The sequence below is a fragment of the Leptolyngbya sp. KIOST-1 genome, assembly GCF_000763385.1.
Taxonomy (GTDB): Bacteria; Cyanobacteriota; Cyanobacteriia; order Phormidesmidales; family Phormidesmidaceae; genus Nodosilinea.
In genome coordinates this window covers 37,340-64,163 of record NZ_JQFA01000005.1, presented here as the reverse complement: position 1 = coordinate 64,163, position 26,824 = coordinate 37,340, and the positions used below count along the sequence as shown (strand labels likewise).

22 protein-coding genes are annotated in these 26,824 nt (G+C 63.6%); 6 read left to right on the top strand and 16 right to left on the bottom strand.

Annotated elements, in window-relative coordinates; translation table 11 throughout:
- Nucleotides 1–81: 81 nt before the first annotated feature.
- Both pfkB and ptsP read right to left on the bottom strand, forming a co-directional pair.
- Nucleotides 82–1,038: a 1-phosphofructokinase gene (gene pfkB / locus NF78_RS26520; protein WP_035994368.1), complete on the bottom strand. Its 957-nt coding sequence runs from the start codon at nt 1,036–1,038 to the stop codon at nt 82–84.
- A complete protein-coding gene (gene ptsP / locus NF78_RS26515) occupies nt 1,035–3,482 on the bottom strand; it encodes a phosphoenolpyruvate--protein phosphotransferase (protein WP_035994366.1) in 2,448 nt (815 codons plus the stop codon). The genes pfkB and ptsP overlap by 4 nt, the downstream gene beginning before the upstream one ends.
- Before the next feature lie 582 nt (nt 3,483–4,064).
- Between ptsP and NF78_RS26510 the strand changes: the two genes are divergently transcribed.
- Complete coding sequence (locus NF78_RS26510; protein WP_035994365.1) at nt 4,065–4,706, top strand: bifunctional 4-hydroxy-2-oxoglutarate aldolase/2-dehydro-3-deoxy-phosphogluconate aldolase; 642 nt, start codon at nt 4,065–4,067, stop codon at nt 4,704–4,706.
- 8 nt (nt 4,707–4,714) lie between these two features.
- Here the strand turns inward: NF78_RS26510 and NF78_RS26505 are convergent, their stop codons facing one another.
- Together NF78_RS26505 and NF78_RS28670 are read right to left on the bottom strand one after the other, a co-directional pair.
- Nucleotides 4,715–5,068: a DUF565 domain-containing protein gene (locus tag NF78_RS26505; RefSeq protein ID WP_035994363.1), complete on the bottom strand. Its 354-nt coding sequence runs from the start codon at nt 5,066–5,068 to the stop codon at nt 4,715–4,717.
- 190 nt (nt 5,069–5,258) lie between these two features.
- On the bottom strand, nt 5,259–7,436 hold the full coding sequence (locus tag NF78_RS28670) for a pentapeptide repeat-containing protein (protein WP_052051046.1): 2,178 nt from the start codon (nt 7,434–7,436) through the stop codon (nt 5,259–5,261).
- A gap of 259 nt (nt 7,437–7,695) precedes the next feature.
- Between NF78_RS28670 and NF78_RS26495 the strand changes: the two genes are divergently transcribed.
- The 3 genes from NF78_RS26495 (at nt 7,696) to NF78_RS26485 (ending at nt 9,487) form a co-directional block, all read left to right on the top strand.
- The gene (locus NF78_RS26495; RefSeq protein ID WP_035994361.1) at nt 7,696–8,103 is read left to right on the top strand and encodes a hypothetical protein; all 408 of its coding nucleotides are present in this window, start codon (nt 7,696–7,698) and stop codon (nt 8,101–8,103) included.
- Between the two features lie 227 nt (nt 8,104–8,330).
- Nucleotides 8,331–9,020, top strand: a complete 690-nt coding sequence (locus NF78_RS26490) for a DUF5671 domain-containing protein (RefSeq protein WP_072016283.1) — start codon at nt 8,331–8,333, stop codon at nt 9,018–9,020.
- Between the two features lie 20 nt (nt 9,021–9,040).
- A complete protein-coding gene (locus NF78_RS26485) occupies nt 9,041–9,487 on the top strand; it encodes a hypothetical protein (protein WP_035994358.1) in 447 nt (148 codons plus the stop codon).
- Nucleotides 9,488–9,516: 29 nt separating this feature from the next.
- Here NF78_RS26485 and NF78_RS26480 read toward each other — a convergent pair whose 3' ends face one another.
- From NF78_RS26480 to NF78_RS26455, 6 genes are all read right to left on the bottom strand, one after another.
- The gene (locus tag NF78_RS26480; protein ID WP_035994356.1) at nt 9,517–10,743 is read right to left on the bottom strand and encodes an ATP-dependent 6-phosphofructokinase; all 1,227 of its coding nucleotides are present in this window, start codon (nt 10,741–10,743) and stop codon (nt 9,517–9,519) included.
- A gap of 116 nt (nt 10,744–10,859) precedes the next feature.
- Nucleotides 10,860–11,330, bottom strand: coding sequence for a hypothetical protein (locus NF78_RS26475; protein WP_156119992.1), 471 nt, complete (start codon nt 11,328–11,330; stop codon nt 10,860–10,862).
- Nucleotides 11,331–11,491: 161 nt separating this feature from the next.
- Nucleotides 11,492–11,740 carry a hypothetical protein gene (locus tag NF78_RS26470; protein ID WP_035994354.1) on the bottom strand — a complete coding sequence of 83 codons (249 nt, stop codon included), beginning with the start codon at nt 11,738–11,740 and terminating at the stop codon, nt 11,492–11,494.
- Between the two features lie 100 nt (nt 11,741–11,840).
- Entirely contained in the window at nt 11,841–13,088 is a 1,248-nt protein-coding gene (locus tag NF78_RS26465; RefSeq protein ID WP_035994350.1) for a glycosyltransferase family 4 protein, read from the bottom strand.
- Nucleotides 13,089–13,262: 174 nt separating this feature from the next.
- On the bottom strand, nt 13,263–15,440 hold the full coding sequence (locus tag NF78_RS33170) for a glycosyltransferase family 9 protein (RefSeq protein ID WP_035994347.1): 2,178 nt from the start codon (nt 15,438–15,440) through the stop codon (nt 13,263–13,265).
- Between the two features lie 455 nt (nt 15,441–15,895).
- The gene (locus NF78_RS26455; RefSeq protein ID WP_035994345.1) at nt 15,896–16,702 is read right to left on the bottom strand and encodes a glycosyltransferase family 2 protein; all 807 of its coding nucleotides are present in this window, start codon (nt 16,700–16,702) and stop codon (nt 15,896–15,898) included.
- 506 nt (nt 16,703–17,208) lie between these two features.
- Between NF78_RS26455 and NF78_RS26450 the strand changes: the two genes are divergently transcribed.
- Nucleotides 17,209–17,583: a sensory rhodopsin transducer gene (locus NF78_RS26450; RefSeq protein ID WP_035994342.1), complete on the top strand. Its 375-nt coding sequence runs from the start codon at nt 17,209–17,211 to the stop codon at nt 17,581–17,583.
- A gap of 275 nt (nt 17,584–17,858) precedes the next feature.
- Complete coding sequence (locus tag NF78_RS26445; RefSeq protein ID WP_035994334.1) at nt 17,859–18,824, top strand: TIGR03885 family FMN-dependent LLM class oxidoreductase; 966 nt, start codon at nt 17,859–17,861, stop codon at nt 18,822–18,824.
- 375 nt (nt 18,825–19,199) lie between these two features.
- Here NF78_RS26445 and NF78_RS26440 read toward each other — a convergent pair whose 3' ends face one another.
- The 6 genes from NF78_RS26440 to NF78_RS26415 all read right to left on the bottom strand — a co-directional run bounded on the left by NF78_RS26440 (nt 19,200) and on the right by NF78_RS26415 (nt 26,730).
- Nucleotides 19,200–20,411: a glycosyltransferase family 9 protein gene (locus tag NF78_RS26440; protein WP_035994332.1), complete on the bottom strand. Its 1,212-nt coding sequence runs from the start codon at nt 20,409–20,411 to the stop codon at nt 19,200–19,202.
- Complete coding sequence (gene rfaE2 / locus NF78_RS26435) at nt 20,411–21,907, bottom strand: D-glycero-beta-D-manno-heptose 1-phosphate adenylyltransferase (protein WP_052051044.1); 1,497 nt, start codon at nt 21,905–21,907, stop codon at nt 20,411–20,413. Before rfaE2 ends, NF78_RS26440 begins: the two co-directional genes overlap by 1 nt.
- Complete coding sequence (locus NF78_RS26430) at nt 21,895–22,467, bottom strand: D-glycero-alpha-D-manno-heptose-1,7-bisphosphate 7-phosphatase (protein WP_035994330.1); 573 nt, start codon at nt 22,465–22,467, stop codon at nt 21,895–21,897. Before NF78_RS26430 ends, rfaE2 begins: the two co-directional genes overlap by 13 nt.
- 245 nt (nt 22,468–22,712) lie before the next feature.
- Complete coding sequence (locus NF78_RS26425; protein ID WP_052051043.1) at nt 22,713–23,477, bottom strand: SDR family oxidoreductase; 765 nt, start codon at nt 23,475–23,477, stop codon at nt 22,713–22,715.
- A 126-nt stretch (nt 23,478–23,603) separates the two neighbouring features.
- Complete coding sequence (locus tag NF78_RS26420; RefSeq protein WP_072016282.1) at nt 23,604–25,562, bottom strand: glycosyltransferase; 1,959 nt, start codon at nt 25,560–25,562, stop codon at nt 23,604–23,606.
- A gap of 178 nt (nt 25,563–25,740) precedes the next feature.
- Nucleotides 25,741–26,730, bottom strand: a complete 990-nt coding sequence (locus tag NF78_RS26415) for a glycosyltransferase (protein ID WP_035994328.1) — start codon at nt 26,728–26,730, stop codon at nt 25,741–25,743.
- Between the last annotated feature and the right edge of the window lie 94 nt (nt 26,731–26,824).

Below are 26,824 nucleotides of genomic sequence, written 5' to 3'. Positions count from 1 at the left end.
TTAGATTTTGGGTTTTGGATTTTAGCGATGGATGAGTTGGGGCGCACTGCGGTGCGCCCGTACGAGGGGTAGGGGTGGGGATCAGCTGACCTCCCGGACGGTGACGAGCTTTTGCATGGCGAGAATTTTCTCCATTGGCGGTAGCCTCGGCCCGATCTCCCCCAGTGCTCCCATGGAGAAGGCGGTGCCCAGGCTGGCGCACTCCCACAACGACTGGCCGCTGACCAGCCCCGCTACGGTGCCCGCCACCATGGCATCCCCCGCGCCGACGGTGCTTTTGATGGGCACCGGGGGCGGCTGGGCGTGGAAGGCCTGGGTGCGATCGATGAACAGTGCTCCCTCGGCCCCCATGGACACCACCACGTAGCGGATGCCGGAGCCAATCAGCTCGCGGGCAGCGGCGACGATCGCGCCGTGGCTCTCCAGGCGGGTGTTCAGCACCTCCTCCAGTTCGGCCTGATTAGGCTTGATCAGGTCGGGCTTGGCGGGCAGGCCAAAGCGCAGGGCGTCGCCGCTGGTGTCGAGCACCACGGTTTTGCCCTGGGCCTTGAGGGGGCCGATCAGCTCGTCGTAGATTTCGGTGGAGACATTGGCGGGCACGCTGCCGGAAAACACAAACCAGTCGCAGTGGCCCACCAGGGCGTGGATCACGCTTCGTAGACCGTCTACGTCCTGGTGGGTGGGGGCCTGGCCGGGGTAGTTGATGTCGGTGACCTGGCCCTGGGCGTCGTCCACAATCTTGATGTTGATGCGGGTTTCACCGGGTAAGTAAACGAAGTGATCCCCAATATGCTTCTGGTGAAACAGGGTTTTGAAGGGGGCATCATTCTCGCGGCCCAAAAAGCCGCTGACGCTGACCCGATGGCCCGCCTCGGCCAAGAAGGAGGCCACATTCACCCCCTTGCCCCCCGCGTTGTCCTGCTTCCAGGCCACCCGGTTGACCGCATTGGCCGCAAAGTTGGGAATCGAGACCGTCTGGTCGATCGCCGGGTTCAGCGTCACCGTAGCAATCCGATGCGTTCTGAGGGGATTGGTCATAGGGCGCGCACCTCCTCGGCGGTGCGGCAGGTTAGAGCGCGTTGGGCCAACCGCCGCATCTGCTTCATCGAGGCTCCCCGCAGCCGCGCCTTCACCTTGGGAATGCTGGGGATATCCATGCTGAGTTCCTTCACCCCTAGCCCGGCGAGAATGGCCGCCCCCTGGGGGTCGCCCGCCAGGCCGCCGCAGACGCCCACCCATTTGCCGGAGCGCTCCGCGCCCTGGACGGTCTGGGCGATCGCCCGCAGGACAGCCGGGTGCAGGGCATCGGCCTGCTTGGCCAGGGTGGGGTGGCCCCGATCCATCGCCAGCAGGTACTGGGTGAGGTCGTTAGTGCCCACCGAGAAAAAATCCACCTCCTGGGCAAACTCCGCCGCCATCAGCACGGCGCTGGGCACCTCTACCATCATGCCGACTTCCACCGGGGGGCCATCCGTCGCCGCCCGCACCGACTCCAGCACCGTCTTGGCGGCGCGAATGTCCTCCAGGGTGGCCACCATGGGGAACATAACCCGGATGTAGCTACCCCAGGCCGCCCGCAGAATGGCCCGGAGCTGGGTCTCAAACAAATCCGTCCGCTCCAGGCACAGGCGCAGGCCGCGAATGCCCAGGAATGGGTTGTCCTCGGCGGGCTGGTTCAGGTAGGGCACATGCTTGTCGCCGCCGATGTCCAGGGTGCGGACGATCAGGGGCAGGCCGTTGAGCGCGTCAGTCATCTGGCGCAGGGCCTCGTACTGCTCCTCTTCGCTGGGGGGGGCGCTGCGGTTGAGAAAGAGAAATTCCGTTCGCAGTAGCCCCACCCCCTCGGCCCCGGCATTGATAGCGGGGGCGGCCTCCGCTGGCCCACCGATGTTGGCCACCACTTCAATGCGGTGGCCGTCGGTGGTGATGGCGGGCTGGAAGCGGGTCTGCTGCTCCACGTCGCGGAGCTGGGCGCGTTCTACCTGAGCCTGCCGTGCCTTGGCTAAATCCGCCTCGGTGGGGTGGGGGTAGAGCTGGCCGCCGTCGCCGTCGAGGATGGCCGTAGCCCCCTCGGGTAGATCCAGAATTTCGACGCCCGTTCCGGCTACGGCGGGGATGTTGAGCGATCGCGCAATGATCGCCGTGTGGCTGGTAGCGCCGCCCGCCGCCGTGCAGAAACCGTGGATCTTCTCAGGATTCAGCCCCGCCGTATCCGAGGGGGCCAGGTCGTCGGCAATCAAGATGACTGGATGATCGGGCAGGCCCGCCTCCGCATCGCCGCCGCCCACCAGCCGCGCCAGCACCCGCTGGCCCACGTCCCGCACGTCCGCCGCCCGGCCCGAGAGAACGGGGTCGGCCAGCGACTCCAGTTCTTTGGCTCGGGCTTCAATCACCTGCTGCCAGGCCCAGGGGGCGCTGTGGTGGGGGGGAATGCGATCCAGGGCGTCCTGTTGCAGTTCCGGGTCGGCCAGAAATTCTCGGTGGGCCTGGAAGATCGCGGCTTTGGCTTTGCCGGAGCGTTCTTTGATGGTGGTGTAAAGCTCGGTGAGATCCATGTCGGCCAGGGCGATCGCATCCCGCAGCCGATCCTGCTCGGCGGCGGCATCCTCAGCGGTTTCGGCAAACTCCAGCCGGGTGTGCCGGAAGCGGTGCAGGGGGGCGATCGCTAGCCCCGGCGAGGCCGCCACCCCAGCCACAGCGGGACTTTCCAACTCCAGCACCGGGAGTTCCAGCGCGGGACTAGCCGCCGACTCGTCCTCCTCCTCCAGCCCGTCCTCCACCGCCTGCTGGAGCGCCGTCAGGGCCTCGCTGGCATCGCTGCCCCTGGCCAGCACCCGCACGACGCCGTCTTTCTCAACGCCGAGCTTGAGCAGCGACATCAGGCTTTTGCCGTTGGCCACCTGGTCGCCGTAGCGCACCCGCACCTCGGCGCTAAAGGACTTGGCCAGGTCGGCAAACACGGTGGCCGGGCGGGCGTGCAGCCCCGTGGGCGCATCGATGGTGACATCGACAAACTGGTCAAAACCCTCGGTGTCGAGGGTTTTGGTGGCGGTAGACTGGCCGGTGAGGCGATCGCAGATCACCTGGGCATCCTTGGTCTCCACCAGCGCCCGCACCGCCGCCGGATCGTCCAGCACGTGGGTGAGGTTGGTGAGAATTTGCAGGTGCTCGTCGGACTTGGCGGCAATGCCCACCACCAGATGCACCATCTCGCCGGGGTTCCACTCCACCCCCGCCGGCACTTGCAGCACTGCAATGCCCGTGGTCACGATCAGGTCGCGCTGGGCGGGTTGGCCGTGGGGAATGGCAATGCCGTTGCCCAGGTAGGTGTTGGCCTGGGTCTCGCGGGCCAGCATACTCTCCACATAGCCCGGTTGAATGCGCCCGTTGGCCACCAGCAGCTCGCCCACCTGGCGAATGGCCGCGTCTTTGCCCTGGGCCGTGGCCTTCAGCCGGACATCCTGCGGCGTTAGGTTAATCATTGCTTACGTATCTCTCTGAGGAATTTGAAGGGCTGTAATCAGGGGTTTAATTCAGCGAACTTAAGCACACAAAATTATCCACGCACAAAATTGCCCAGAAACCAGTTGTTCTGGGTTAGGGATCAAGGCCAGCGGGGGACCATTTTCGAGGTTTTCCCCCAGGGTTATTGGCCAATGGTTGTTAGCCAACAGAATGGTTTATCGGCCAATAATTTAATTGTTCAAGACTAAAGACGACCTGGGAGAGCTTTGTCATATTTCCTTAGGCATTGCTTAAAGATTTGTATCGCCCTAGCCCAGCCAGGAGATCGTCACAACGGGACTCTCTCTATCGCTAGTGCCGATGGCCTGCTTTGCCTAACCTGCGATCGCCAAACGCCATCAGGCGTTGCTAACCCCAGGATGAATCAATCCCCCAACCCCTCTGCTAGGGGCAAACGGCTGTTCGCCACTGCTCAAATTCATGTTTCAATTCAGCAACGCCCGCCATCAACGGCAGAGCGGAGGCAAACATTGGCCCAAAATCTTACAAAAGTTGCCCCGATCGCCCCATCTCCCGGCCTGCCCGACTAGCATGGGCCCATGGACAGAGACTCTTTTTTGGCCCTGCTGCGGCAGCACCGGGCGATCGCCGTCATCCGCGCCGCCGATGTCAATGTGGGCCTGCAGCAGGCCCAGGCGGCTGCCGCTGGCGGTCTGCGACTGATCGAAATCACCTGGAACAGCGCCAGTCCTGAAGATTTGGTTCACAAGCTCAGGCACTACCTGCCCCACTGCACGGTGGGCATCGGTACGGCCCTGTGCCCCGGCGATCTGAGGGATGCCGCCGCTGCCGGGGCACAGTTTTGTTTTTGTCCCCACACTGACCCGGAGTTGATTCACCTGGCCCAGGACCTGCACATTCCCCTGGTGCCCGGTGCGCTTACCCCCAACGAAATTGTGGCGGCGTGGCGGGCGGGGGCGGCGGCGGTCAAAGTATTTCCCATCAGCGCCGTCGGCGGGGCCAGCTACATTCGCAGCCTGCGCGGCCCTCTGGGGCACATTCCCCTGGTGCCGACGGGGGGCGTGTCGGTGGACAGTGCCGCCAGTCTGATCCAGGCGGGGGCGATCGCCGTGGGGCTGTCCAGCGAGCTGTTTCCCCGCTCTGCCGTCGCCGCCGAGGACTGGGGCCACATCAGCCAGTTGTCGAGCCACCTGAACCACAGCCTGACCCATCCCGTTTAGTCAATCCACTAGCTACCCAGCTTGAAGGCTTCCACACACAAGGCGTACATGGCCCCAATCTTGAAGCTGTTGACGCAGTCGAGCCACAGGGGTTTGGGCACCTTTCTGAGCAGATCTGGATCGCGCCAGCGACGGCTGTACACCAGCCAGCTGGCGAACTCTGCCCCCAGGACCAAAAATACGGATACAACTGTATCCTGCACGGCGGCCTGACCCGCGATCGCCGCTATAGAGACCGCAAAGAAGTAGCCCAGCAGCAGGCTAATCAGCACCAGCGACACCCGCCGCCAGGGGTTGATCAGCCACAGACTCAGCTGGTCTCCCAGGTCGTCTATCAGCGTACTTAACCGGGTGCGCTGCATGCGTCAACTCCCCAAAACAAGCTGAAGTGGTCCCAACCCAACGGTTTTTGCCCTGCGGTCTCACCGACCCTACCGCCCTGCGGCCCAGGTCAGCTCACCGTTCCCGCTACCGGAAGCCTGACATCCTTGGCCAAAGTGGCCCGATTTTGCTAGCTGAAATAGGCCAGCTCAGCTCAAAGGACAGCGAACTCTATCGAGGGCAGGCCGGGTGAATGCCGCCCTGAAGACAGATATATTCCAGCTGATCGACTTGCAGGTTGAGGGCTTTAGAAAAGTCTACACCGACCAGCGCGCTGCCTGTGTCCGGTTCGGCCAGGGTCATCACAAAGCCCTCGACGGGCGATAGCTGGGAGGGAGAAAACTGGGCTCCAGCCAAATTCACCCCGCTCAGGTTTGCCCCGCTCAGCACCACCCCAGCCAAATTTGCCCCGCTCAGGTTGGCATTCTCCAGGTTGGCCCCGCTCAGGTCGGCCTCTCGCAACCAGCTAGAGGACAAGTTGGCCTGCTTCAGGGTTGCCCCAGCCAGGTTGGCCTCGCTCAGGTTGGCCTCGCTCAGCTCAGCCCGGGTCAGATCAGCCTGGGCAAGCTGCGTGGCCATCAGGGTAGCCTGGCGCAGGCGGGCTTCCACCAGGCTGGCCTGGGTCAGGTTGGCATCGGTCAGATCGGCACCGACCAGACTGGTGCGGTCAAAAACCCCGTGGCTGACGTCGGCGGCAATAAACCAGGCGCTGCTGGCGTTGGCCTGGGAAAAATCGGCATAGGGCGCGATGGAATTACTGAGGTTGGCCCGCAAAAGACTGGTGTTGCGGAAGACGGTGTGGCGCAGCTGAGCCGCCACCAGGCTGGCCTCGGTCAGGTCTGAACCGCTAAAGTCAGTGATCCAGTCATCAAAGGTATCCCGGCGACCGTCGGCACCGGGGGCAAAGAACTTGGCCTTGCGGAAGCGTGCCCCCGATAGCACCGCGTTGCGCCACACCACCCCCGCCAGGTGCTGCTGTTCGAGTACCAGGGTAAAGGCGTCAGGGCTTTCGATCACGTAGCCCAGGTTGGTGCCGCTCAGGTCCACCTGGTTGAGGTTGCCGCTGTGCAGCACCAAAATTTTGGCCAGGGTGCGTTTCACCGTCCGCTGCCTCAGCTGGGGACCGAGTTGCTGGTCTTGGGGCAGAGCCAGCAGGTCGTTAGCCAGGGCCAAATTTAGCCGCTGGAGATGGGGAATGGCCTGGGGGCCCAGGGTCACCAGGGCTTGCTGCAGGGTGTCCAGCAGGCTGGGGTCCTGGGTCTGGGCCAGCATGTCCACCAGCAGGGGGACAGCGCGAGGGTCTTCGGTACTGGCCAGGGCCAGGGCAGCCGCCTGGCGATCGCTAAAGGAGGTGGCGTTTTGGCTCAAATTTTCGACCAGCGCCAGAAACAGGGCGTCGCGATCGCCGCTGATTGGGGGTAGCCGCCGATCAAGCCAGAACGCCCCCAGGCCAGCCAACACCACCGTTCCCGCCAGCACCCCGCCCACCACGGGCAGGTGCTGCCGCCAGCCCCTTGGCCCCAGCACCTGGGCCGATTCCGCCGGGGAGAGCACAATGGCGGTCAGGCCGCCGTGCTCCTCGGTGGTCAACCCCAGCAGCGGTCGGTTGGGCAGGGTCAATACGCTAAAGTCGTCGCCGTCGTCGGCCTCATCGGTATCCTGCTCAGGACTGTAGCGGGCCGGCATCAACCCGCCCCGCAGGCTGACCACCTCGGTACCGGCCAGGCGGTCGTACCAGGCCCGCTGCCAGGAGCGGCTCTGCCCCAGGGCGGCGGCTCCAATCCCGCAGATCAGGGCGGCTCCGCCCAGCCAGGGCAAGCTGGGAAACGCGCCGCTGGCCAGCCAGAGCCCGTAGGCCCCTAAGGCTGGCACGCCCCAGCGCCCCGCTTCGCGCCCGAGGATAGGCCCCATACCCAGCTCGGAGCGATCGATCGCGACCACCCGGAGGCCAAGCCACCCCTTGGGCCAGGTTTTACCGCGCGTAATCAGGCCGTGAATCTGGGTGCCAGCTACCGCTACCGGCAGCACCAGGGCCCCAAACCACAGCAGGTTGGTTACCGGCGGCACCTCCGTCACCAGCCGCTGGCGAGGCAGCCCCAGCGGTCGCGCGATCGCATTCTGCACCGCCACCAGCCCAGGATTGAGCGGTACGGTTTCGAGGGCGGGGCGCGATCGCACCACTTCCCCAAGGCTCCACGGCAGGGCTACGCTGCCTGCCACCAGGCCAAGCTCCAGCCCCCAGGCCGCCAGCCGCCGCCAGGCCAAACTGTGGGATGCCGCCAGCCGCCTCGGCACGCGCTCAGCGGAGGCCTGGGCTGAAATCGGTTGCGAATGAGAGGTCTGCGCCATGGAAAACCCAAAACAATCCAGACTCTAAAAAACCTCTGGCCCATACGCGGCGGGCCCTGGTTTTCCAGCATAAACGCCATTCATGATAGCGAAGGCGCCCAAATCTGAGCGCTTTTGCCCCCAAACGTTGTCCCAATCGTTACTCCTGGGGCAGTAACGTCCAGGCAGCTTGAAATCTGGCACATTTACTGGCATACCCTCCTGTATCACTAGATACTATGGGGTTATAGAACATACTCCTTAGCGAGGAGGACACGCGATGAGATCTCTAATTAAATCCTCGATTCTGTCTGCCGCCGCCTTTACCCTGGCCCTAGGCACTGGCGTGGCCTCCGCTCAGCCTGTAGCCCAAACTCCCCTCAGCCAGCCAGTCCAGACCAGTGGCTCTGTCAATCCCAGCCGCGCCTCAGGCTGTGGGGTGCTGGGCGAAGGCCCCGTTCAAATTTTGAGAGTCAGCCAGGATTTCGCCGCCATTGACATCGCCGTCAGCGGCACCAGCGGCCTGACGCTGATGATTCAGGGAGACAATGGCTTCAGCGAATGCCACACCGGCGGCGGTGGTTCCATCAATGCGCCGGGGCTGCTCAACCGTGGCACCTACTCCTTCTTCATTGGCAATAGCAGCCCGACCGCCACGAACTACAATCTCACCCTCCGCGAGAACTAATCCTGACCAGGTGATTGGAACAGGCCTCAGCCCCTGATGGCATAAGTGCGCCTGGGTCGGGCGCGGCAAAGCTTCATATACCGAGCTTTTGGCCACAATAGATGACAGGCTCCAGGGAACCTGTTTCAACCCAGCGAACCCATGGCCAGATTTGGTGTCATCGTCCGGTTAAACCGGTGGATGGCTGGGTTATATTCAGTGCATTCCCGGTGAAGTACTGTAGTGCCATGAGCACAGACATGCCTCCCCTGCCTGAGTCGCGCAGTGAGCTGGTGGAGTTTATTCTGCTGGCGCGCGATCGCGGTGCCTCCGACGAGTTTATTGGCAAGCTGCTGCGCGACTACGGCTGGCCCTCGCGCGAGGTCGAGCGCGCCTTTTTTGAGGTCTACGAGGGGCTTTTGGGCCGTCCCATACCCACCCCGCGCGGGACCTCGGGAGAACTGGCGCGGGATGCGTTTTTCTACCTGCTGGCCTTTGTCACCCTGGGCATCTGGATTCAGGCCCTGGGGGAGATGGGATTTATCTTCATCAACCACCTGATCCCCGACAGTTTAAACACCTACTACGGCGACCCCTCCTGGCAGATGGCCTTTGCCCTGGCGCGGCTGATCGTGGCCTACCCGGTGTACCTGGGCCTGATGCGACAGATCAACCGGGACCTGGCGACCTACCGCGAGAAGCACTTTTCGGGGGTGCGCAAGTGGCTGACCTACCTGACGCTGCTGGTGGCAGCGCTGATCGCCATTGGCGGGGTAATTGCGTTTTTGACCTCGTTTCTGCGGGGCGAACTGACGCCGCGCTTTTTGCTCAAGGTGCTGGTGGTGCTGGTGCTGGATGGCGGGGTGCTGTGGTACTACTTCGACTGGATTCGCCGCAAGCCGGGGTCGAAGGGGTTGAGGGTGACGGTGGATGGGTGACTTGAGGCCAGAGAGACAGTATGGCTAGTGTTTCAGAGAGTCGGGCGTTTGATCAAGCCTTTGCCGGAGCGGCAACGGTGGCGGTGGCGGCGGCGATCGCAGCAGGCTTTTGGGTGCTGGGCACGCCGGGGCGGCAGCGCGACATTGCCGCCGATCGCCAGCGGGTGCGCGATGTGGCCACGATTGCCCAGCGGCTCCACGAGCGCTACACGGCGGCAGACGACTTTGAGCTGCCCGATACCCTGAGCGCGATCGATGCCCCCAGCGACCCGCTGACCCGCCAGCCCTACGAGTACGCGCGGATCGGCGATCGCACTTTTGAGCTGTGCGCCACCTTCGCCACCGACAGCAGCACCCACCGCCTCAGCGATCGGACCCGCAACCCCGAGGCAGCCCGATGGCAGCACCCCCAGGGGCGACACTGCTTTGAGTTTGATGTGGCGCAGTTTCCGATCACGGTGTACTGAGCAGCGGGCCAGCCAGCGAAGGGGGGCAATCAGGCTAAGGCAGAGACCCCTTGCAGCTCCGGCAGCTCCGCCATGACGGCCTTGGGATCGGGCAGCGTGTCTGGATCGCCCACGTATATGCCAAGGGACCGGGCCACTTTGACCATGGTGCTGTCGGTTTCCACCGGGCTGGGGCAGACGCCGCGCTGGTGGCAGTCGCGCACGGTGGCAATCACGTGGTGTAGGTCTTTGGAGCGCACCCGCCCCGCCTCCCATACCACCATGCGGTTGTAGCGCCCCTCAGCGATCAGGTCTACGGCTTTGCGGCCAAAGGCGGAGGCCAGCAGGCGATCGCTGGCGGTGGGAATGCCGCTGCGCTGGATGTGGCCCAGCACCATGGCGCGGGTTTCCACCTGGTCCATATCGCAGTAGGCGCTGTCGCCGGTTTGGCAGAGGGTGCGGCTGCGATCGGAGATGGCGGTGGCCAGGGATTCGCCGATCAGGTGCATGGGTTGACCGCCTTCGCCGTGGACGCCTTCGGCCACCACTACCAGGGCAAACTTGCGGCCCCGCTGACGCAGCTCAGCGATGTGTTGGCAAATTTGCGTCACCACCAGGGGGTTGAGGTCGGGCACCAGTTCGGGAATAAGAATGACATCGGCCCCACCCGCAATGCCGCCGTGGAGGGCCAGGTGGCCGGCATCGCGGCCCATGACTTCGACCACCATGACGCGATCGTGGCTGGCGGCGGTGAATGTCAGGTCGTAGAGGGCGCTGTTGACGGTCTGCACGGCGGTGTTAAAGCCGATGGACTTTTCGGTGAAGGGCACATCGTTGTCGATGGTTTTGGGAATGCCGATCAGGTTCCAGCCGCCGCGCTGGGCCAGGTCGTAGATGATGTCGAGGCTGCCGTCGCCACCGATCGCGATCAGCGCGTCGAGGTTGAGCTTTTCGTAGCCCTGCAGAATCTTGGCGACCTTTTCGGGCCCCTCGGGATGGCCTTTGTTGAGGGAGCCGAGGATGGTGCCGCTGAGAAATTGCAGCACGTCGAGCCCCTGCAATATGCCGGGAATATCGTAGCCGTGGTCGGTGAGGCGCAGGTGGTCGGGCTCATATTTGCCATCGACCACCTGCAGAAAGCCGTCGGTGCTGTAGGGAATGCCGATTACATCCCACCCGCGTCGGTTGGCGCATTTGACAACCGCGCGAATGACAGCGTTGAGGCCGGGGCAATCGCCGCCGCTGGTAAGAATGCCAATGCGTTGAATGGGGGTCATAGAACGGTTCACAAAGGCTGACACCCCTATCCTCAGGCCGATGGAGCCTGGGGGAACCCCGTGCTTCAACAGTCTTTAACAGTCTTAACGGAGAATAATCTTCGACCCGAGTTTGCTTAACTGCACAGGTCGGTCGACCACTCTTCGGAGCCGCGACCCGGCTGGCAGCGCACCTGCTGACCAGCCCAGTCGAGCCGCCACTGGTCGCCCTCGGGCACAAACTCCAGGCGGTAGCGCATGCCGTTGACGGAGTCGTCGGCAAGACCCGTTTGGGTCAGGACCACCAGCGCGGCATCGTCGGTTTGCTCCACCACCTCAACCTCTTCTTCAAAGTTGCCTTCGCCGGGATCGGGGCTGCCAAAGGCATCCAGGGCCACTGCCTCTGGGTCATCCCCCACAGCATTGTCGGGAACGTCTACCTCGTTGAATTCAGTGCGATCGCCTATGGCCCCAGTATCGGGGGGTGGGGCCGGGGCTTCGGTGGCGGGTGGGGTGGGTTCTGGTCCCGTAGCGGTAAACTCGCAGGCGGTCAGGGAGACCGCCATTGCGCCAGCGGTTAGGGCCGAAAGTAGGTACTTGCTAAACATGGGTTTTTCTAGATAAATGTCGATAAATGTATTCTGCACAACAAAATCCGGAGATGTTGGCAGAATACACGACGACCTCTCCCTTTAGCTACCGCCCGGTTTATCAATCGAAACCTTTGGCGAACGGAAAATGGTGGTTGGAGGGAACGGTGGGCCTGCCCCTAGTCGGGGTTGGGGCGGTTGGCGGTGGGCAAATCGCTGGCCTCGGGGCTGGATTCAGAGGGAACGTGATCCTCGGCGGTGCTGGGGGTTTCGCCGCCAGCGGCGTTGGGGCTTTCGCCAGCGGTGGCGTTGCGGGCCTCCTCCTGGCCAATGGCGGGGTTGGTTTTGGTGGCGGCTTTTCTGGCCCCAGGGTTTTGGGCCACAGAGTCGGGGAGATTGCTCTCTTGGCGATTGTCGCGGTTAGCCATGGTGTGTCCTGTCGGTGACGGTGGATTTTTAGTCTAGGCAGGGGCCGCGCTGGCCACCTCGCCAGCAGGGAGGACATTGACGCCGAAGTGCCCCGATCGCTCAGGCTGGATGGGCAGTCTCTACGGTGGTGGGGGTGAGCAGACCCCGATAGATGTCGCAGTGGCGATCGGCGATCGCATCCCAGCTAAAGGACTGCACAAAGCGGTGCCCTGCCGCAGCCAGCCGTTGCTGGGTGGCGGGGTTCTGCAGCAGGGCGGCGATCGCCTCCCCCAGGGCCGCACTATCGCGGGGGGGCACCGGGGCGATCACCCCTTGCTCGCTGAGCACGGCGTCGGTTTCGGCAGTGCAGGTGGCGATGGTGGGCAGGCGGTGGGCCAGCAGGGCCAGCAGGGAGCCGCTCTTGAGCGAAATGCCGGGGTTGAAGGGCAGCACCCCCAGGTCTGACCCCGAAAGGTAGCGGGAGGCGCGATCGGCGTCGATGTAGCCGGTGCAGTGGACATGGTCGGTGAGACTCAGGTCGCGGATTTGGGTCTGGATCTTTTGCCAGTACTGTTCGGCGTCTTTGCCGCGCAGGGCCAGGGTCTCGACCCCGCCCATCAGCAGCAGGCGGGCCTGGGGCTGCGCCTCAACCACCGATTGAAAGCCCTGCACCAGGGGTTCTATCCCTTTGACCGGGTGCAGAAAGCCAAAGAAGGTAACAATTTGAGCATCCTCGGGCCAGCCGCAGGCGTGGCGCAGCTGCTGGCGGGCAGAGGCGCGATCGATGGGGGTGACAGCCAGGTTGGCGGCGATGGGGATAGTGACCATACGATCGCGCCGACTGGGCAACCGCTCCTGCATAATCCGGGTGATGTTCTCGTTGGTGGTGAGGATGGCATCGCTGCCGGTGAGCAAGAAGCCGTCCTCGCGGTCCCACCAGGTGCGGGCCTGGCCCCAGGTTTTCAGCCGCTCCAGCCAGGGAGCCGGAAACCAGCGGGGCTGCCACTCCCACCAGCCGTACTCGTGGGCGGTGGTGACAATGGGCCGACGGTAGCCCGCCAACTTCAGCAGCAGCGGCAGCAGGAATACCGATCGCTCAAAACGGTAGCTGCCCGCCGCATGCTGAATGTGCAGCAGGTCGGTGGGGGTAACCAGAATGCGCTGCACCAGCGGCACCAGCTGGGGCACCTGCCACTGAGAAATCGCCCCCTGCACCGTGGGGTCGGCCATGGCGCGGGCCGAGTCGTGGGTAGTGAGCACGGTGGAGGTGATGTCGCGGCGGTGGAGGTGCGATCGCAGGTTTGCCAGGTAGTCGGCGACGCCGTCTTGATCGGGACGGTAGCTGCCGGTGAGGTAGGTGATGTGCATGGAGGGGAGTGGGAAGGTAGGCGGGTGGGCGGGTGGATGGGTAGGGGGTGGATGGGAAGGGGCAGACGGTGTCTGCCCATGGGAGGCGGGGGGTGTGAAAGTGGTGAGGACGGCAAGAAAAGTAAAGGTGTAGCGTGGGTTAGGCGGTCGGGGTTGGGGGCTATGGTCAGTTACTCAAGGGCCGCCGTAACCCACAGATGGGGAGATGGAATGGTCGGGCAGATCAAGGAGGGAGAGCGCCGCAGTGACGACTTCGGTGGGGGGGATGTCGAGGCATTCCATGTGGTAGGGGCAGGTGAAGGCGTAGCAGGGGCTGCAGGGGGTGGGGCGGCGCAGCAGGCGGGCGCGGGTTTGGCGGGGCTGCCACTGGCGCTCTAGCTCGGTACCGGCAAAGAGAATCACGCTGGGGGTTTGGGTGGCATCGGCAATGTGCATGGTCGAGGTGTTGGTGGAGAGCATCAGCTGGGCTTTGGCGACCAGGGCGACGAGGTCGGGGAGGGTGGTTTTGCCGACTAAATCCATGGCGTGGAGGCCGAGGATGTCCAGCAGGGGCGCGGCGGCGGCGCGGTGTTTGTCGGTGCCGGTGACGACGACGGGCCAGTTGGTGGTTTCAGCCAAGGTGCGGGCGGCGATCGCAAACCGCTCCAGGTCATACATGCGCGAGGGGCAGCTGGCCCAGGGGTTGAGCAGCAGGTAGGGCTGAGCGGGAAGGTGGGGCGAAGGGGGGATAGTGAGGGAGAGGTGGCGATCGCGCACTTGATACCCTGCCGCCTTCACCAGCCGCAGGTTGCGCTCCACCTGGTGCAGGTCGTCGGGCAGGTCGCTCACCCGGTGGGTGAGGCATTCCCCGGTTTCTTTGGAGGCCCCCAGCCGCAGGGGAATGCCCGCCAGTTGGCAAATCAGGGCGGCGGGGTGGGGGCTTTGTTTAAAGCTGGTGAGGGCGATCGCCCCGTCGAACTGGCGAGCCTTGAGGGTTTCAATCAGCTGCCACTCCTGCTCCGGGTCACCGGGGGGGCGATCGAGCGCCTGCCAGAGGGTACGGTGGGTGATCACCTCATCCACCCAGGGCAGCACCGCCGCTGCCAGGGAGCCCGCCGGGCTGGCCAGTAGGGTCAGTCGGGTGTCAGGCTGGGTTTCCTTAATGGCCCGCAGGGCCGGAGCCGTCATCAGCACGTCGCCGATATTGTCGGGGCGGAGGATGAGGAGATTGCGGCAGGGGGAGAAGGGTGGATGGGAGAAGGGTGGATGGGTGGATGGGTGGATGGGTGGGTGGGTAGGCGGGTAGGCGGGTGGGCGGGTAGGCGGGTGGGGGTAAAGTTCGTCTGTCTCGCGATCATCTACCCATCCACTCCCCCACCCATCCACTCTCCCACTCTCCCACCCTCCCACTGCCTCAGCCACCACCTCAGGACTCAGCAAATTGACGCAGGTATCCCAGGCAAAGGGGCAGGTGCCGCTGTACCAGCAGGCTTGCTCGGTGAAGTTGGCGATGTTGCGCTCGGGGCAGGGGGGGTAGCCCTGGAGGTTGCGGTGGGGGGCGGGCTGGCCGTAGCGACCAGCCCAGGAGGGGCCAAACAGGGTAATGGTGGGGGTGCCGACGGCGGCGGCAATGCGGGCGGGGCCGGTGTCGGCAGCAACGACGACATCGAGTTGGGCAAACAGGGCAGCCAGTTCGCGCAGGGGACCTCGGGGCCAGAGGGTGGCGGTTTCGAGCTGTTCGACAATGGTTTGGGCCTGCTGAGGGTCGGCCCCGGTGGGGACGATCAGGTGGGCACCGTGGCGCTGCTGAAGTAGCTTACCCAGGGCCACAAACCGATCGGGAGCCCACTGTTTGATCGCCATTCCGGCATCGGTGTATAGCCCAATGCGGGGGCGGGGTAGAGATTTGAGCCGGGTTTGCACACCGGTTTGCTCGGCCTGGCTCAGGTAGAGGCGGGGGTGGCGGTGAGTCTGCGCGGCCTCGGGGGTGATGAGAGATTCGGATTGGAGGATCTGCACCATGCGATCGCTCACCAGCTGATCCCCAGGGGGGCTGCGCCACAGATTGGTCACCGTGCGCCCGGCACCGGATTGCTCCACCAAATCGGCGATCCCATCGTAGGTCGTATCGGTAACGATCAGGTCAAAGGAGGTCTGGAGGGCAGGCTCTACCGCCCGTCGAGCCTGCCCTGGGGCTGCCCGCCAAACCTGTTGTACTAAGGGATGGTGGGCCAGTAATTCGTCGCCCGGTGCAAAGGTCAGTACGGTTGTGTGCGCAGGGGCGTGGGAGGCGGCCAGGGCCTGAATGGCGGGTAGGGCAATCAAAACATCCCCCAGGCCGCCGAGGAGTTCAATGAAGAGAATTCTGGTCACAACGGGAAAAGATGTCTAGGGCGTGTCATCAAAACCGGCCAAAAACCCTTTAGCTTCAGCGTTTCCACGCCCGACTCAAAAAATGAATGACCGCCCTGAGCTGAGAGCCAGCTGTAAGAAGAACGGTGCTTCAAGAAAGGTTTGAGTTTCAAACGGCGCTCATCCTCGCCGGTCCGCAACTTGAGCTAATTGCAAACCGCTCTGAGAAACTTTGACACCCGCCTGAAACTCAAAACCACGCTCTCGAACTTCTCTACTCAAGCTATCGAGCGAATGGTCAGACAGCCTCTTCCTGAGGGTAGGGGTTAAATGACCATCATGCAGAAGACGCATGCAGAAGACGGGTTAGCAGGGTCCGCGGTTTACGGTACAGGGTCTAGGGCAGGCCTTGAACTGTAAACCGTGGACCCTGTACCCCAGGCCGCAAACCTCGGCACGATCAGGTTGCCTGAGTCCTAAACCGGCAGCAGGTTGGGGGCGTTGACGGTGCGATCGCCAATGGTTGTCGGCAGTTCCTGGTGGTAAGCCCCCGAGGGCAGCACGCCGCAGCCGCCGTAGTGCTTCATCACCCGCTGCTGTACCAGCACGTCCTCGCCGCAGCTTTCGAGGGGCAGTTCGTGCCAGAAGTTAAACCCCCCAACAGCTAACAATTTGGCGCGATCGAACAGCACACAGCCGGCTACCCAGGCGACATGGTAGGTGCAGGGTTGCTCTGGCGTAAAGCCAAATTTCTCCTGCAGGTGCAGCGGGTTGGCCGCATTGTGAAGCCGCCACCGCTCCCACTCAGGAGTCCCCTTCGTAAGAATTTCCGGCTGCACACGGCCCTGCCAGGGGGTAAACGGCTGGTGCTCGTCGGGGCGCACATCGTCGCTGTAGCTCAACCCCATCAGCGGGTTGCCGACAAAGCCGCACCCTTCTCGCTGGATGGTCTCCAGCAGCAGCGCCAGCACCCAGGGCTCTAGCAGCACGTCGTCATCGAGAAACAGCACGTAGGGGGCCTTGGCCTGCTCCAGCAAAAACTGTCGCTGCTCAGCAATGCCGCGCCGAGGTAGATGCTTGAGAATCTGCGGCGCGGTGCCGTGGGCCTCCAGCACCCGCAGCACCGCCTGAATTGAGCTGACGTTCTCCAGGTCGAGATCATCGCTCTGGTCAGATACCGTGACACGAAAATCCTGGCAAGTCTGAGCACAGAGGCTGGTGAGGGTGACGGCGAGGGCCTGGGGGCGGTTATAGGTGGGGATGAGGAGGTCAATCGCGGGCATGGTTGGCTATGTAAGTGGATGGGTAGGTGGGCGGATGGGTGGGTGGATGGATGCTTTCGCGGCATTGAGGTCGTTGTGTTTGTTGCAAATCCACATGGTTTAGCCGCAATGCACCGCTAGCTGGCCCCTTCTTATGCGTAACGGCAGAGCACCTCTTCAGGATTCCGAGCAATGGCTGCAGCGACCTCTGCTACAAGTGAGAAGTTAGGAGATGGTTTTCTCTGGCCAAAGAAAATGCTGTCAGGCATTGCTAGCCACAGGTTATGAATCAAATTATGAATCAAATATTGAGGCCCCTCGTCGGGGCAAACGCCGTTTGCCTCTAACCAAATTTTCATGCCTCAACTCGGCAACGTCGCTATCCATACTCCTTTCCACTTATCCCACTATCCCCTCCCCAAGAGAGAGCCAAACGGCGATCGAAGTGGTTCTCCTGGCAGACGAATTGAGGTAGCAGGCTCGGTAAGCTCCTGGAAGACTGCGGCTTTACTTCAGGAGACGTTTCCATGGCACCTCCCATTGGCCAGACCTGCTGGGCGATCGCTGAGGGCTACATTCCCCCCGATGACACCGACCGACCGCCCGAGTTCGTCAGCCACGAAACAGTCTGTCTGCTGAATACCTCAGACCAGGACGCCCATGTGGAGATTGTGCTGTACTTCAGCGATCGCGACCCCGTCGGCCCCTACCAGGTCACCGTTCCGGCCCGCCGCACCCACCACGTGAAGTTCAACGACTTGGAAGATCCCGAGCCCGTACCCCGTGGCACCGACTACGCCAGCGTAATCACCGCCGACGTACCAATTGTGGTGCAGCACACCCGACTGGACTCTCGCCAAGCAGAGCTGGCCCTGCTCAGCACGATGGCCTACGCGGGGTAAAGGGTGGATGGGTAGGCGGGTAGATGGGTGGATGGGTGGATGGGTGGATGGGTAGATGGGTGAATGGGTATGAATTTTGAATAATGTTGTTCCTTCGTTTCGGTTGCTCATCTATCCTCCCACTCCCCCACCCTCCCACTCATCCACTCTCCCACTCATCCACTCTCCCACTCCCCCACCCTCCCACTCTCCCACTCATCCACCCTCCCACTCTCCCACTCCCCCACCCTCCCACTCATCCACTCCCCTGTTCCCCCACTACCCCACCTACGGCTATGGTTCATCTCGGCTACCACGCCTCCCACGAACAGTTCAAACCGAGCCAGCTGCTCGAATGGGTGCAGCGGGCCGAGCAGGCTGGTTTTACCCACGCCCTGTCGTCGGATCACTTTCTGCCCTGGAGCGAGGACCAGGGCCAGAGCGGCTTTGCCTGGTCGTGGCTGGGGGCGGCAATGCAGGCGACTAACCTGCACTTTCGAATTGTGAACGCGCCGGGGCAGCGGTACCACCCGGCCATCATTGCCCAGGCGGCGGGAACGCTGATGGAGATGTTTCCTCACCGCTTTTGGCTGACGGTGGGCAGCGGGCAGGCCGTCAACGAGCACATCACTGGGGCTCACTGGCCGAGCAAGGGCGATCGCAATTGCCGCCTGAAGGAATGCATCGATATCATGCGTGCTCTCTGGGCCGGAGAAACCGTCAACCACCACGGCCTGGTCACGGTGGAAGACGCCCAACTCTACACCCGGCCCGACTACCAGCCGAAGATTATTGGGGCCGCGATTACTCCCAAAACCGCTGAGTGGCTAGGAGGCTGGGCCGATGGGCTGATCACCACCTCGCGCCCGCCCGAGCAGCTAAAGCCCTTGGTCGAGGCCTTTCGGCGCGGCGGCGGTGAGGGCAAACCGATGATTCTCAAGGTGCAGCTCTCCTACGATCGCACCCAGGAGGCCGCCCTGGCCGGGGCGCACCAGCAGTGGCGCAACAATGTCTTCGAGAGCGTGATGCTGAGCGACACCCGCACCGTCGAGCAGTTCGACGTCGCTGGAGCCTTTGTCACCCCCGCCGATATGGAGGGGCAGGTGCGGATTTCCGCTGACCCCCAGCAGCACCTCGACTGGCTCAAGACCGACATTGAACTGGGCTTTGACGAGCTGATTTTGCACAATGTCAACACGGCCCAGGCCCAGTTTATCGACACCTTTGGCGAAACGGTGATTCCGGCCTTGACCAAGAAATAAGATTGTAGATTGTAGGTTGGGTGGCGCGCTAGCAAAACCCAACAAGGTTGACTGCTGTTGGGTTACGCTCCGCTTCACTCAACCTACGGAATTCTAATTTTTAGCTTTGACACTGCACTAGAGCGTCGGTACGGTATTTGTCTGTAGCGAGACTAGGGGCCTGTGAGCCACAACTGCGTCGGTAAGCCCAAGGTGCTACTGGGGCCATGTCGCTGGCCCCAGCCCCCCGTCGACCAGGGGCGTTCCGCCGCCCTGGACCCGACGGAAAGGAGCGATCGATCATCGGTTTAAACCTTTGTTCTGCCAAGAAATCGGTAGGGATCTGTAGACCCTGCAATGGCAGATTTGAGATCGCAGCCACACTGAACCGGTGCTCTAGGGACAGATCTTGCCTGTTGAGTGAGAAACTGGGTTTTTATCGATCGATTTTTTGGCGGCAATGTACTGATGCTCTAGCTTAAACTGCTCTAAAAACAACAGTTCCTGTACCGCCGCCACCACCCTCTGGGGCTCGACTCGGCGCAGGCAGGCGTGGTGCCCCTCGGGGCAAACGCTCTTGTAGCAGAGGCGGCAGGGCACGTCGTGGAACAGTACCTGGTGGGGCACCTGCCAGGGGGTGTGCTGCATGTTTGTAAGGGCGTAGAGATCGACGACGGGGGTGCCGACGGCGGCGGCGATGTGCACCGGGCCAGTGTTGTTGGAAAGCAGCAGCGGGGCGGCGGCCAGCAGGGCCGACAGGTCGGCCAGATCGAGCAGCCCCACCAGGGAATAGGAGGGCGCGTCCATCTCGGTGCGAATGTGTTCGACCAGGTCGCGCTCGGGTGGGGTGCCGGTGAAGAGGACGGTGAGGCCGGATTCGACCAGCGATCGCGCCACCTGGGCAAAGTGCTCAGGCGGGTAGCGGCGGGAGGGGGCGGAGGCGCCGGGGTGAATTGCGATCCAGGGTGGTCGGGGCGAGGCCAAGCTGGGCGTCCGTACGGAAAGATTGGGTTGGGGCGCACTGCTGTGCGCCCGTACGGGGGTGAGGCCGAGTTGGGTGAGGAGGGTGTTGATGCGTTGCTGGGCGGTCGGGGGGACGGTCAGTTGCAGGCGCTGATCGGAGGTGTGGTAGCCGACGCTGGCGACCAGGTCGAGCTGGCGCTGGGCTTCGTGGCGGGCCAGTTCGGGTTCCGGGTCGGGGATGTGGTCGGTGAGCAGCTGGTAGGGGTTTTCGCGGCAGTGGGCCAGGCGCAGGGGAATGTCGGCCAGATAGGCCATGGTGGCGGTGGGCAGGGGGTTTTGGCTGTAGACGGTGAAGATGATGGCGGCGTCGAAGCGCCGCCGCCGCAGTTCCTCCAACATGTCATGCTCGGGCTGGCTACTGGTGCGTGGGGCGGTGGCCTTGAGCCAGGGGGCGTCGTAGACCCAGACGTCATCGACCATGGGCAATTGGGGGGCGATCGCGGCCCCCGCCGCCGAGGTCATTAGGGTGAGGTGGCACCCCGGTCGGCTGGCCTTGATTGCCGCCAGGGCGGGGGTGGTCATCAGCACATCCCCCAGGCTGTCGAGGCGAACGCAGAGAATGCGCTCGGCGGTGCTCCAGTCCATTACGAGTCTCCGGCGCGAATTTGCTGAATCAGTTGGGTAGTGGAGCGATCGCCCACGTAGGGCACAATCACCACTTCGCCGCCCAGTTCTTCAATTAGCGGCGTTTCGGGTAGGGTCTGGCGGGTGTAGTCGCCCCCCTTGGCGTAGACATCGGGGCGAATCAGCCGAATCAGCTCGCGGGGGGCCAGGTCGCCGAAGGGCACTACGTAGTCCACACAGCCCAGGGCAGCCAACACCGTGAGGCGATCGGCTAAAGCATTTACCGGACGAGTCGGCCCCTTGAGCTGACGAATGCTGTCGTCGGTGTTGACCCCGACAATTAGCACGTCGCCCAGGGCTTTGGCCTGCTCCAGGCAAGTAATGTGTCCCGAGTGCAGAATGTCGAAGCAGCCGTTGGTAAACACAATCCGCTGACCGCGATGCCGCTGCTGCGCCACGATCGACACCAGCTCAGTCTGATCGGTAATGCGCTTGTTGCCTGCCATCAGCGATCGCCGCAGCGCTAGCGGGTGACAGCGGGTGGTGCCGGGTTCGGTCACCACCACTCCAGTCGCTGTCGCCGCCAGGGAAGCCGCCCCGTGGGGATCGGCCTCGGCGGCCAGGGCCAGGGCCAGGGTGGCGACGTAGGTATCGCCCGCCCCGGTGGCGTGGGTGTTGGGGGCCGGATTGGCCAGGGTGCGGGTGGGCTCAGCCACCGTGCCCTCACCATCTTCTAAAAAGATCAAAACGCCGTCGCGATCGAGGGTGATGGTGGCCATCCAGGCCCCGGTTTCGCTGAGCACCCGCTGGCCGTGGCGGGTCATCTGCTCTACCCTGGCCGCCCCCGACAGGCGCGGTAGCCCCAGCAGGGCAATGGCTTCGTCGTAGTTGGGCTTCACCGCTGTCACATCCAACCGTTTGTAAACCTCCAATCGCTTCGAGTCGGCCACCAGAATGCGGGGGTGCAGTGACTGTAGCCGCTGGAGCGTCAGCGTTATGCGGGAGGTCATAACGCCGTAGGCATAGTCTGAAATGATTACCGCATCGCAGAGGGGAAAGTAGCGCTCTAGCTGGGTGATTAGCTGGTCTTCATCGGCGGTCGAGAGGTCGGCGGTGCTGCCCTGGTCGAAGCGCAGCAGCAGCTGGTTTTCGGCCAGCAGCCGCTGTTTGACCAGGGTGGCGCGATCGCGCGATCGCACCACCCCCGCCAGGTTCACCCCGCCCTCTGCCAGCGCGGCCTCCAGCTGCTGCCCGGCCCCATCGTCGCCGATCACCGTCAGCAGGTAGGCCTCGGCTCCCAGTGTGGCCACGTTGGCGGCGGTATTTGCGGCCCCGCCCGGCACGTGGCTAGTTTCGCCCACATCGACAATGGGCACAGGTGCTTCTCGACACAGGCGCGTGGCCGCCCCCTGCAGATAGCTGTCGAGCATGGCGTCGCCAATCACCAGCACCCGCAGGTGAGGAAAGCTGGCGGTGATTTCCAGTAACCGTTTGGTTTGAGCGTCTAGGGTGTGCATGGTAGGGCTGAAGAGCAGTGCTGAAGAATAACGTCGGCGGCCTGGTCAAAGGTGGCTACGGTTTGGTGTGGCTCCCGGCTGGGGGCCAGGAGCCACTCGGTCTCGTTGCCGTTGTCGAGCAGGACGGTGCGGCACCCGGCCCGCCGCCCCGCCTCCACATCGTTGAGAATGTCACCCACCAGCCAGGAGCGCTCCAGATCCAGGTTCAGATCCGCCGCCGCCCGCCGCAGCATCCCCGGCTCGGGCTTGCGACAGCGACAGCGAAAGGCGTAGCGCGCCACGGTGCCCGCCGGGTGGTGGGGGCAGTAGTAGAAGCCCGCCAGGGGCACCCCCAGCAGGTGGCGAAGCCGTTGTTCTATCGGGGCGATCGCACTCTCAGCAAAATACCCCCGCGCCACCCCCGACTGGTTGGTCACCACCACCAGGGCAAACCCCGCCTCGTGCAGCCGCCGTACTCCGGTAGCCACCCCATCGCCCAGCCGAATCAGTGCGGGATCGACGTTGTAGGGGACGTCTTCGATCAGGGTGCCGTCTTTGTCGAGGAAAATGGCGGGGAGCATGGGAGGGGAGTGGGAGGGTGGATGAGTGGGAGGGTGGATGAGTGGGAGGGTGGATGAGTGGGAGAGTGGATGAGTGGGAGGGTGGATGAGTGGGAGAGTGGATGAGTGGGAGAGTGGATGAGTGGGAGGGTGGGAGAGTAGATAGATGAGCAACTGAAACGAGAGGACAACATTCAAAGTTCATACCCATCCACCCATCCACCCATCCACCCATCCACCCATCCACCCACCTACCCATCCACCCCCTACGGCCAAGACGTCTCCTTCATCGGCAGCACCATCATTTCGGAGATCACCGTGTCCCTGGGCTGCATCAGCAGGTAGCGGATGGTTTCGGCGACGTTGGCGGGGTCTTGCAGGGTGCTCTGGTCGATGTCGGGGAAGCGATCGAGCAGGAACGGGGTGCGCATGCCGCCAGCTATTAATGAGGTGACTTTGATGTTGTGGGGTCGGCCTTCTACGTGGAGGGCCTGGGAGAAGCCCAGCAGGCCCCACTTGCTGGCGTGGTAGGCGGAGGCGTTGGCCCAGGCGCGTTTGGCGGCGGTGGAGACGATGTTGATGATGTGGCCGCCGCCGTTTTGGCGCATTTCGGGAAAGACGGCCTTCGACATGAAGAAGGGGCCGCTGAGGTTGACGCCGATCACCTGCTGCCACTGGTCGGTGGTGAGGTCTTCGATCGATTCGGTGATGTCGATACCGGCGTTGTTGATCAGCACGTCGATGCGACCGTAGCGATCGCGCACCCGATCCAGTAAGGCCATGGCGCTGGTGGGGTTGGTGACGTCCAGGTCCAGGGCGATCGCCTGTCCGCTCTGGCCGGTGGCTGCATCAATTTCTTGAGCCAATTCGCTGGCCAGTTCGTGGCGCAGGTCGGCGACCACGACCTTGAGACCCGCTTCGGCCAGGCAGCGGCAGGTGGCGGCACCCAGGCCGCGCGCGCCGCCCGTGACGATAGCTACTTTGTTAGCGAGGGTGGGAATTTGGCTGGAGGGTTTGGAGAGAGTTTGCATGGGGTTTCCTTTAATGATTGGGTGGACAAAGGGAGGGGTGAATGATTTGCGGTTCACGGTTCACGGTTTACGGTTCACGGCTTGGGGTTTTACCTTGCACCTTGCACCTTGCACCTTGCATCCCTCCTACGAACTCTGGCTGGCAGGCAGCGAGGCAGCGGGGCTGAGGGGCCTGGGGTGGAGGGGCGTGGCTTCCTCCTGCGATCGCGGCGGGGTGGGCGAGTCCGAGCGCTCCAGGTCGGCCTCCACCCACTCGCAGATCAGGTGCAGGGCCAGCAGCTGCACTTCCTGAATCCGCTGGGGGTCGGGGCTGGGCACGCAGATCGCCTGATCCACCAGGGGCAGCAGGTCGCCGCCGCTGCCGCCCAGCAGACCAACGGTGCCCACGTTGCAGGCCTTGGCCGCCGCCACCGCCTGCACCAGGTTTTCGGACCTGCCGCTGGTGCTGATCACCAGCAGCAGGTCCTCGGGCTGGGCAAAGGTGTGCACCTGGCGGGCAAAGATATCGCTGTAGCCGACATCGTTGGCCCAGGCGGTGAGCAGGGCCACGTCGGCGGTGAGGGCCATCACCGGCAGCCCGGTGCGGTGGGGGGAGCAAAACCGCCCCACCAGTTCGGCGGCAAAGTGCTGCGATTCGGCGGCACTGCCCCCATTGCCGCAGACCAGCACCTTGCCGCCCCGGTTGAAGCACTCGCTAATCTGCCGCGACACCGCCAGAATGTCGGCGCTGACCAGGCGGCGGGCCTGCCGCATGGCCAGAATGGAGGCGTCGAACCGGGCCTCGATCTGGGCCAGGTCGTTGATGGTAGTTTCGGCGCTGGCGCTGAGGCTGGTGCTGAGCACCGACTCGTAGATGCCCGCCAGGGCGCTGGCCACCTTGGCCCAGGTGAACTGCCGCGCCACGTGGCGCTGGGCCTGGCGACCAAACAGGTTGAGCACCGACGGGTTCTGGTACAAGAAGGCAATGCGATCGCACACCTCCCGCGCATTCTTGGGCGCAACCAGGTAGCCCGTTTCGCCATCGCGCACCGTGAATTTAATGCCGCCCACGTTGGAGCCAATCACGGGGGTGCCGCAGGCCATTGCCTCCAGCGGGGTAATGCCAAAGGGCTCGTACCAGGGGGTGGTGACAAACACATCGGCGGCGCTGTAGAAATACTTCAGCACCTCGCGGCCCCGCTGGCCGACGAAGGAGACGCGATCGCCAATGCCCAGATCCCGGGCGATCGCCTGAAGCCGCCCGATCTCCGGTGTCACCTCCGGGTCGGGTGTGACGGATTCGCCGCCGACTACCACCAGCCGGGTCGGCAGCCGCTGCCGGTTCAGGAGCGCGATCGCCTCCAGCACCGTATCCACCCCCTTGCGCGGCACCATGCGGCCCAGCTGCAAGACCACCCGCTCGGCGGCAGGCAGCCCCAGGGTGGCCCTGGCCTGCCGCTTGGGAATAGGCCAAAACTCGCTCAGATCCACCCCGCAGGGCACGATGTGGATTTTGCTGGCGTCGGCCCCGTAGAGCTGAATCAGGTCGTCGCGATCCTGGGGGCACTCGGCGATAATGCCGTCTGCCGCCTGCACCACCTGCTCCTCAATCGCAAAGCGATCGTCCGGGAAGCCATCGGCCTCGCCCTGGTGCCGCCGCCGCACTTTGCCCAGGGCGTGAAACGTGACCACAAAGGGAAGGCCAACGTACTGCTTGATCTGGCAAGCCACCTGGGCCGACATCCAGAAATTGGCGTGCACCAGGTCATAGCCGCCCTCCTGCTGCTGCTCGCGGCGCTTCTGTTCGCGCCGAATGAAGCCCACCACAAAGTGGGTAAACGCTTTCATGTGGGGCAGCAGCTGCTCCTTGGGCACGGGCGCAGCAGGCCCCGCCGGCACATGGATAACTCGCACCCCCTGGTGCCACAGCACCGCCTCCGGCAGGTCGGGGGCATCGCGCCGGGTAAACACGTCAACGCTGTAGCCCAGGGCGGCAAGCTGCTTTGCCGTCTGGCCCACATAGACATTCTGGCCGCCGCTGTCGGTACCGCCAAAGCTGCCCAGGGGCGAGGCGTGTTCGCTGATGATGGCGATTCGTTTGGTCATGGCTGTGAGGGGGGGTGAAGGGTGAGGGGTAGGAGGGTGGATGGGTGGATGAGTAGACGGGTAGGTGGGTGGTGGAGAGGGGGAGGTAGGGTGCATAACGCTGAGGCGAGGCTCCGCCAACGCACAGTCGTAGCGTGGGTTAGGCGGTTGGGTGGGGTCAGGCGCAAAGGCCAACTCCTCATGGCCCGCCGTAACCCACGGCGGGGGAAACAGGGACAGGGTTGAGGGCGATCGCGTCGGCGAAGGCGGCGTTCCAGTCCTGCACAAAGCGGTAGAGGTTAAATCGGGCCTGGGCGACAGCCTGGGCACCCTGGCTGAGGTGGCGGGCCAAGTCAGGGTGATCGATTAGCTGCTGCATCTGCTTGACGAGCGCCACCGGGTCGGTGTGAATGAAGCCAGACACATCGTTTTCAACCACGGTGGGCAGTTCCGTGGTGGCCAGTCCGACGACGGGCAGGCCCAGGTACAGGGCTTCGCAGACGGCCAGCCCCAGGCTGGTATAGCGCACGGGGTGAAAGAAAAATCGGTAGCGGGCCATCAGGGCGGGTAGCTCGCTATGCGAGATGTTGCCCAATCCGCCCAGGCTTTCGGAATCCATGCCGACCAGGTCGAGGGGGATCTCCTGGCGCACCTGTTCAAACAGGTCGGCCCCCAGGCGGCGACCGCGCGATCGCAGCCCATTCACCACCACAATTCCCCTGGGAATCTCGCCCGTGTAGCGCACCTCCTTCGGCACCGTCACCCCGTGCTCAACCACCCGCGTGGGGGTGCGGCCACAGTCCCACATCAGCCGGTTAAAGGCGGTGACATGCACCAGCAGCACCTCAGGGTCGTCAACCCCGTGGCGGGTGTCGGTGGGGTGCTCGCGGGGCGGGTCGTGCTCCAGAAAGATCCTCGGCAGCCGCCGCTGCTCGGGGCTGAGAATTTCGTGCTGGTCGTGCTGGTAGTTGCGGCTCGACTGATACAAAATGCAGTCGAATTCTTGATGGCGCACCTCTTCAGCGGCAATGTCGTGGACATTGTGGCCCCAGTCGAACCCGGACAGCCGCCCGCCGTAGCCCTCGGGATGCCCCGGCTTGGTGGGCAGGTAAAAGTCGTGGGGGCACTGGGTCAGGTAGTAGAGGTAGCTGCCGTGGACGTGCCAGGTGAGGATGCGGAGACGTTGCATAGGGTAGTTGGGTAGGCGGGTAGGCGGGTGGATGGGTAGGGGGTAGGCGGGTAGGCGGGTGGATGGGTAGGGGGTAGGCGGGTAGGCGGGTGGA